Genomic DNA, 7,582 nt, shown 5'->3' on the forward strand with positions numbered 1-7,582 from the left:
AAAAACAATGCTATCTGTAAGTCAGTTGTCTATAGATTATGGCAGTAACCGCGTAGTAAGCGATTTAAATTTATCCCTGGGTGAAAACGAAATCCTTATGCTTGTAGGGCCAACAGGTTGTGGTAAAAGTACAATTTTACAAGCCCTTGCGGGCCTTATACCTATTAGCGAAGGCGAAATAAACACGGGTAAATGGCGTGCTACACCTAAATCAACCATACCTCCTGAAAAACGCAGTGTAGGTATGGTGTTTCAAGATTTTGCATTATTTCCGCACTTAACCGTACAGCAAAACATTTGCTTTAGATTAAAAGATACAGCCCCTGCTGAGTATTGGATAAACCTACTTGGACTGAGCGATTTTAGAGATAAAAAACCAGCAACGCTTTCTGGCGGCCAAAAGCAGCGCGTTGCACTTGCGCGTACCCTTGCCCACCAACCTGACTTTGTATTACTTGATGAGCCGCTTTCAAACTTAGATGCCGCTCTTAAAGACATGCTTCGTTGGGATATTAGAAACGCACTTAAAGCCGCTGGCGTACCGGCGATTTGGGTAACACACGACCAAGAAGAAGCACTCTCAGTTGGCGATCGTGTTGGTGTGCTAAAAGGCGGCAAAATTCAGCAAATTGACACGCCAGAGCGCTGCTTTAGCACGCCAAATAATCGCTTTGTGGCACGCTTTTTAGGTGAAGCCAGCTTTATTAGCGGCCAATTTAGCCAAGGACAAGCCACTACCTCAATTGGTAATGCGCCCGCTCATGGCGTTGACTGTGAAAGTGGCGACGTTGATGTACTACTTCGACCAGACGATGTGTTACTTGTACAAAGCAGTGTTGGCAATAACGGCGAAGTAATTTGGGTACGCTTTGAAGGTGGCAGCCGCTTGTGCGCTGTAAAACTTGCGTGCTCTACGGTTGTAACTAGCCGAGTAAGCCATGAAGTTGTGGTAAACCCAGGCGACGAAGTGCATGTATCACTAAGTACCTCGCACCCATTAGCGGTTTATAAATCTATAGATTAATATCTATACCTAACTCAAAATTAAGAGGAAACCCCATGAACGGACCAAACCCCAATAATCCTTCACCAATGGAAGGTTTTCCTCAAGTAGGTTTTTTAAAAAACTATATTACTTCTATCAATATTGAAGTAGGCGATTATACATATTATGACGATCCTGATGGCCCTGAGAATTTTGAAAAAAATGTGCTTTACCATTTCGATTTTATTGGGGATCGTCTGATCATAGGTAAGTTTTGTGCGATAGCTAAAGACGTTACCTTTATAATGAATGGCGCTAACCATCAAACTTCTAGATTTTCTACTTATCCATTTTTTATATTTGGTAATGGCTGGGAAAAATTTGTACCAAAATCAAATGATTTACCCTTTAAAGGCAATACAGAAATTGGTCATGATGTTTGGATTGGTTATAACGCTACAATTATGCCCGGGGTAAAAATTGGCAGCGGCGCTATTATTGCCAGTAAATCAGTTGTTACCTCCGATGTACCTGCTTATAGCGTTGTAGGTGGAAATCCCGCTAAAGTGATAAAAACCAGATTTGACGATAAAACAATTAATACGCTGCTAGATATAGCTTGGTGGGATTGGAGCAATGAAAAAATCACTGCTCATTTAGATGCCATTACACAATGCGATATAAAAGCCTTATCTAATCTCTAAGTGATTACCACTCAAACATGTAGGCCATTTTACTTATAGTTTTTAGCGGCACATTATGTGAGTTTCGTTTAGCGTATAGGTGCTGCATAGCTTTGTCTTTTACTTCACCCACTATCACTTCTTTTACTTGATAACCTAAAGCAACGGCAGCTTGAGAGTAAGCTATAAATTCCCACTTTTTAATATTGGTGTTATCTACAATCACCAATGGAATGCCTTGAGCAAGTGCATTTATAAAGCGCGCCAAATTTAAATTATGAAATTGTGGTAACTTAAATTTATCAAAATGATATTCGCCCTGCTCATTATTAAAGTAATCATCAGTTGAGCAAATTAGATACTGACTTTCGTCGGCTCCACCTAATTCGTCAGCAAGGCTTTGCGCGTAGTAAGACTTACCACTTCCTGGTAGTCCTCGTAAAATAAAAACTTGTTTCATAGCATCGATTTTTTAAGGGTGAATAAATATTAATTTAGTTTGGATGTTAATGATGCCACAAAATCATTAAATTTCAGAGCAACAAATCATAATAGTGGCAATTAAACTCTAAAAACTGTTTAAAAATAAACCGCATGCATAAAAACTTTTAAAGAGTTGCCCACAATAGTTTTTTTATTTAACTTTACTAGGTAAGATACAGGGTTCAAGTGCAGCGCCGTTTATGTGCAATTTATGCCCGAGTGTTGCGCACAGTTAAAATAAAATAGTTAGGCAACTTATATCATTGGAGTGAAGATGAGCCATTTAGCGATTTCAGAGCTATTAAAAGGCAATGTTGCGGTAGACAGCCAAGTAACAATTAAAGGCTGGATCCGTACTCGCCGCGATTCAAAAGCAGGAATTTCATTTTTAGCCGTTCATGACGGTTCGTGTTTTGATCCTATTCAAGCGGTAGTTCCTAATTCACTGAATAATTATGATGAAGTTACTAGCTTAACAGCCGGTTGTTCTGTGTCGGTTACTGGTGTTTTAGTTCAATCTGCTGGCCAAGGTCAATCTTACGAAATTCAAGCTAACTCAGTGACTGTATTAGGTTGGGTAGAAAACCCAGATTCATACCCAATGTCGGCAAAGCGCCACAGCATTGAGTACTTACGTGAGCACGCTCACCTTCGCCCTCGTACAAATATGATTGGCGCGGTAACTCGTGTACGTAACTGTTTAGCACAAGCTATTCACCGTTTTTACCACGAGCAAGGCTTTTACTGGATCAGCACGCCAATCATTACGGCAAGTGACTGTGAAGGCGCTGGCGAAATGTTCCGTGTATCAACGCTTGATATGCAAAACTTACCACTTACAGACAAAGGCGAAGTTGATTACAGCGAAGATTTCTTCGGTAAAGAAGCATTCCTTACTGTATCTGGTCAGTTAAATGGCGAAACTTACGCGTCTGCAATGTCAAAAATTTATACATTTGGCCCTACTTTCCGCGCAGAAAATTCAAATACATCTCGCCACCTTGCAGAATTTTGGATGGTAGAGCCTGAAGTAGCGTTTGCTGATTTAGAAGATATAGCAAAACTTGCTGAAAACATGCTCAAGTATGTGTTTAAAGCCGTACTTGAAGAGCGCCGTGATGACATGGAATTTTTTGCACAACGTGTAGAAAAAACCGCAATTACGCGTTTAGAAGAATTTGTAGACAAAGACTTTGCACAAGTTGACTACACAGACGCTGTAGAAATCCTTAAAAACTGTGGCAAAAAGTTTGAGTACGCTGTTGAATGGGGCGTAGATTTACAGTCTGAGCACGAGCGTTACTTAGCTGAAGAGCACTTTAAAGCACCGGTAGTTATTAAAAACTACCCTCGTGACATTAAAGCATTCTACATGCGTCAAAACGAAGACGGTAAAACCGTTGCCGCAATGGATGTTGTAGCACCTGGTATTGGTGAGATCATTGGTGGTTCACAACGTGAAGAACGTCTTGATGTACTTGATGCACGCTTAGAAGAAATGGGCTTAAACAAAGAAGATTACAGCTGGTACCGCGATTTACGTAAATACGGTAGCGTGCCGCACTCAGGCTTTGGTTTAGGCTTTGAACGCTTAGTTGCTTATGTAACAGGTATGGGCAACGTACGTGACGTTATTGCCTTCCCTCGTACTAAAGGCAGCGCAACTTACTAATATTTAGTAAGATGTATATAAATACTAAAAACCAGCCAATAGGCTGGTTTTTTTGTGTCTTTAATTTACCGAATAAAAAAGCCGCAGCACTCAAAGAGCACCACGGCTTTCAACCAGAATAAATTTTGCTTAATTAAGCGCTATAAAGCACTCTCTAACTGTGGCAGTACTTCAAACAAATCAGCCACTAAACCGTAATCTGCAACTTGAAAAATAGGTGCGTCAGGGTCTTTATTAATCGCGACGATTACTTTTGAGTCTTTCATACCGGCTAAATGCTGAATAGCACCGCTAATACCTACTGCAATGTATAAATTAGGTGCTACAATTTTACCTGTTTGCCCAACTTGCATGTCGTTAGGTACAAAGCCTGCATCAACCGCTGCGCGCGACGCACCAATCGCAGCACCGAGTTTATCGGCAATACCATTAAGTAGTGCAAAGTTTTCACCGTTTTGCATACCGCGACCACCCGATATAACGACAGTGGCAGCCGTAAGTTCAGGGCGTTCAGACTCGGTTTGTTCAACACTTACAAAGCTACTTAATTGCGAATCAGACACTGTATCAATGCTTGTTATAGCAGCAGCTGATTGCTCACCTTGTAAATCAAAGCTACTGGCACGTACGGTAATTACTTTTTTACTGTCGAGTGATTTAACCGTGGCGATTGCATTACCTGCATAAATTGGACGTTTAAATGTATCTGCGTCCACTACTGCGATAATTTCAGAAATTTGCGCAACATCTAATAACGCAGCAATTCGTGGCATAAAGTTTTTGCCTGTTGTCGTTGCACTTGCAACAATGTGGCTGTAGGTGTCGCTAAGCGATAAAACTAAATCGGTCATGCTCTCAGCTAACTGATGTTCATAAACGCTATTATCGGCAACTAAAACATTAGCTACGCCATCAATGCTGGCCACTTGTGAGCTCATTGCGCTTAGGCTATTCCCTGCAATAAGTACATCAACAGGAAAACCCATTTTTACTGCAGCGTTAATAGTTTTTGAGGTTTCTGGTTTTAAGGCACCGTTGTCGTGCTCTGCAATTACGAGTGTTTTCATTTAAATCACCTTTGCCTCTGTTTTTAATTTTTCTACAAGCTGTGCAACGTCTTCAACAATAATTCCTGCGGTACGTTTAGCTGGCTCTTCTACACTTATTAATTGAATACGCGGTGTTAAATCAACACCAAGCGAATCAGCTGCTATTACTTCAAGCGGCTTACGTTTGGCTTTCATAATATTTGGCAGTGATGCGTAACGAGGCTCGTTTAAGCGTAAATCAGTTGTAACAACCGCCGGTAAATTAAGTGCTACCGTTTGCAGGCCCCCATCAACTTCGCGGGTCACGTTTACTTTGCCATTTTCAATAACAACCTTGGATGCAAATGTACCTTGGCCACGTTTAGTTAAAGCCGCTAGCATTTGACCTGTCTGGTTATTATCTGAATCGATTGACTGTTTACCTAAAATGACAAGTTCAGGCGTTTCTTGCTCTACAATTTTAGCGAGTAGTTTTGCAATATGAAGTGACTCGAGCTTTTCATCGGTTTCGATGTGAATGGCTTTGTCAGCGCCCAATGCTAATGCTGTGCGTAATTGTTCTTGTGATGCTTTTGGACCAATAGTTACGGCAACCACTTCAGTGGCGGTACCGGCTTCTTTAAGGCGAATTGCTTCTTCTATAGCAATCTCACAAAACGGGTTCATTGCCATTTTAACGTTGGTTAAATCAACGTCGCTGTTATCACTTTTAACGCGTGCTTTTACGTTGTAATCAATCACTCTTTTTATTGGTACGAGAACTTTCATAGGAACTCCATAATTATTTAAACCTACAAGGTAACGTGCACGTCAACCTATTTATTTTATGAAATTAGACTACTTCCTGTTGACGTAAACGTCAACCTAAAATAACCTTTAACTATTCACAGTCTGTAACGTTTAATTTGCAAGGTTATAAATAGGCTGTACACCTTATTTAAATGCGTAGTAAACATTCAAATAAGTCCGTCATAGATAAAGAGGTTATTATGGTCGAACGTGAAACCATGGAATTTGATGTAGTAATTGTTGGTGCAGGCCCTGCTGGGCTTTCAAGTGCAATTAAACTCGCGCAATTAGCACAAGAAAAACAACAAGAGTGCATGATTTGCGTAGTCGAAAAAGGTTCTGAAGTAGGTGCACATGTACTCTCTGGTGCTGTTTTTGAAACCAGAGCTTTGGATGAACTACTACCTAATTGGCAAGAGCTTGGCGCACCGGTTACAACCAAAGTAACTAATGATGAAATTTATTGGTTTAATAACGAGCAAAAAGCGACACCAATCCCCCACTTTGCTACGCCTAAAACATTCCATAATGATGGTAACTACATTGTGTCTATGGGTAATGTATGTCGATGGCTTGCAGAGCAAGCTGAAAACTTAGGCGTAGAGATATTCCCAGGATTTAGTGCTCACTCTTTAATAATTGAAGATAAAGCAGTAAAAGGCATTATTACTGGCGATATGGGAGTCGACAAAGACGGTAATGAAAAAGACGGTTACATGCCAGGCATGGAGCTTCGTGCAAAATACACTATATTTGCAGAAGGCTGCCGAGGTCATTTAGGTAAGCAGCTAATTAATGAGTTTGGACTTGATGCAGATTCATCGCCACAACATTACGGTTTAGGCTTTAAAGAAATTTGGCAAATTGATGAAAGTAAGCATGAGCTTGGCAAAGTTGTTCATGGTACTGGTTGGCCACTTAGCGGCGATACTAATGGTGGTGCATTTATGTATCACACTGAAAACAATCAAGTTGTTGTTGGTTTAATTGTTGACTTAAATTACTCAAACCCACATTTAAGCCCGTTCGATGAGTTTCAGCGAATGAAGCACCATCCAGTATTTAAAAACGTACTTGAAGGCGCAGAACGCATTGCTTACGGTGCGCGTGCTATTGCTAAGGGCGGTTTACATTCATTACCAAAAATGCATTTTGCTGGTGGCTTAATTATAGGGTGCGATGCAGGCACACTTAATTTTGCAAAAATTAAAGGTAATCACACCGCAATGAAATCAGGAATGATTGCCGCTGAGGTTATTTTTGAAGCATTGCAAAATGAGTTGGCAAATACCGATTTAGCTAATTATCAAACTGCGTTTGAGCAATCGTGGGCATATAAAGAGTTATATCAATCTCGTAACTTTGGCCCTGCTATGCACAAATTAGGTAAGTTTGTAGGGGGTGCGTATAACACGCTTGATCAAAACATCTTTAATGGCGCTTTACCGTTTACGTTTAAAGATAATACGCCCGATCACTCTACCCTTGTAGATGCTAACGCCGCTGACAAAATAGCGTATCCAAAACCAGATGGGAAATTGAGCTTTGATAAACTTTCAAGTGTGTTTTTATCAAATACGAATCACGAAGAATCACAGCCTTGTCATTTAAAGCTCAAAGATCCGTCAATCCCTATTAACGTAAATCTATTGAAATTTGATGAGCCTGCACAGCGTTATTGCCCAGCAGGCGTTTACGAAGTGCAAGAAGTAGAAGGCAGTAAAGAGTTTGTTATAAACGCTCAAAACTGTGTGCATTGTAAAACCTGTGATATTAAAGACCCTAGTCAAAACATTACATGGGTAACACCTGAAGGCGCTGGTGGACCAAACTACCCGAATATGTAACTAAATTATGCGCTAGATACGTATTTAAGTACTATTTTTACATATAAATTATAAACATATCCTAAATTGCAGGG

General features: G+C 40.4%; 7 protein-coding genes. 4 read left to right on the forward strand and 3 right to left on the reverse strand.

The window, feature by feature from the left end; all coding sequences use genetic code 11:
• Positions 1 to 7: 7 nt before the first annotated feature.
• Entirely contained in the window at positions 8 to 1,024 is a 1,017-nt protein-coding gene (locus tag H4J63_RS10365) for an ABC transporter ATP-binding protein (RefSeq protein WP_182196394.1), read from the forward strand.
• A gap of 35 nt (positions 1,025 to 1,059) precedes the next feature.
• Positions 1,060 to 1,689 carry a Vat family streptogramin A O-acetyltransferase gene (locus H4J63_RS10370; protein WP_182196396.1) on the forward strand — a complete coding sequence of 210 codons (630 nt, stop codon included), beginning with the start codon at positions 1,060 to 1,062 and terminating at the stop codon, positions 1,687 to 1,689.
• A 4-nt stretch (positions 1,690 to 1,693) separates the two neighbouring features.
• Here H4J63_RS10370 and H4J63_RS10375 read toward each other — a convergent pair whose 3' ends face one another.
• Positions 1,694 to 2,128 (reverse strand): ATP-binding protein, encoded by a 435-nt coding sequence (locus H4J63_RS10375; protein ID WP_002961231.1) that lies wholly within the window; start codon positions 2,126 to 2,128, stop codon positions 1,694 to 1,696.
• A gap of 297 nt (positions 2,129 to 2,425) precedes the next feature.
• Between H4J63_RS10375 and asnS the strand changes: the two genes are divergently transcribed.
• Complete coding sequence (gene asnS, locus H4J63_RS10380) at positions 2,426 to 3,823, forward strand: asparagine--tRNA ligase (protein WP_024596826.1); 1,398 nt, start codon at positions 2,426 to 2,428, stop codon at positions 3,821 to 3,823.
• A gap of 140 nt (positions 3,824 to 3,963) precedes the next feature.
• Here asnS and H4J63_RS10385 read toward each other — a convergent pair whose 3' ends face one another.
• Positions 3,964 to 4,890 carry an electron transfer flavoprotein subunit alpha/FixB family protein gene (locus tag H4J63_RS10385; protein WP_182196397.1) on the reverse strand — a complete coding sequence of 309 codons (927 nt, stop codon included), beginning with the start codon at positions 4,888 to 4,890 and terminating at the stop codon, positions 3,964 to 3,966.
• On the reverse strand, positions 4,891 to 5,640 hold the full coding sequence (locus H4J63_RS10390) for an electron transfer flavoprotein subunit beta/FixA family protein (RefSeq protein WP_024604313.1): 750 nt from the start codon (positions 5,638 to 5,640) through the stop codon (positions 4,891 to 4,893). It lies immediately after the preceding gene.
• Positions 5,641 to 5,861: 221 nt separating this feature from the next.
• On the opposite strand from H4J63_RS10390, the gene H4J63_RS10395 reads away from it, so the two are divergent.
• On the forward strand, positions 5,862 to 7,508 hold the full coding sequence (locus H4J63_RS10395) for an electron transfer flavoprotein-ubiquinone oxidoreductase (RefSeq protein WP_182196400.1): 1,647 nt from the start codon (positions 5,862 to 5,864) through the stop codon (positions 7,506 to 7,508).
• Positions 7,509 to 7,582 lie beyond the last annotated feature (74 nt).

Source organism: Pseudoalteromonas sp. 5Ae-yellow (assembly GCF_014077565.1).
Lineage (GTDB): Bacteria > Pseudomonadota > Gammaproteobacteria > Enterobacterales > Alteromonadaceae > Pseudoalteromonas.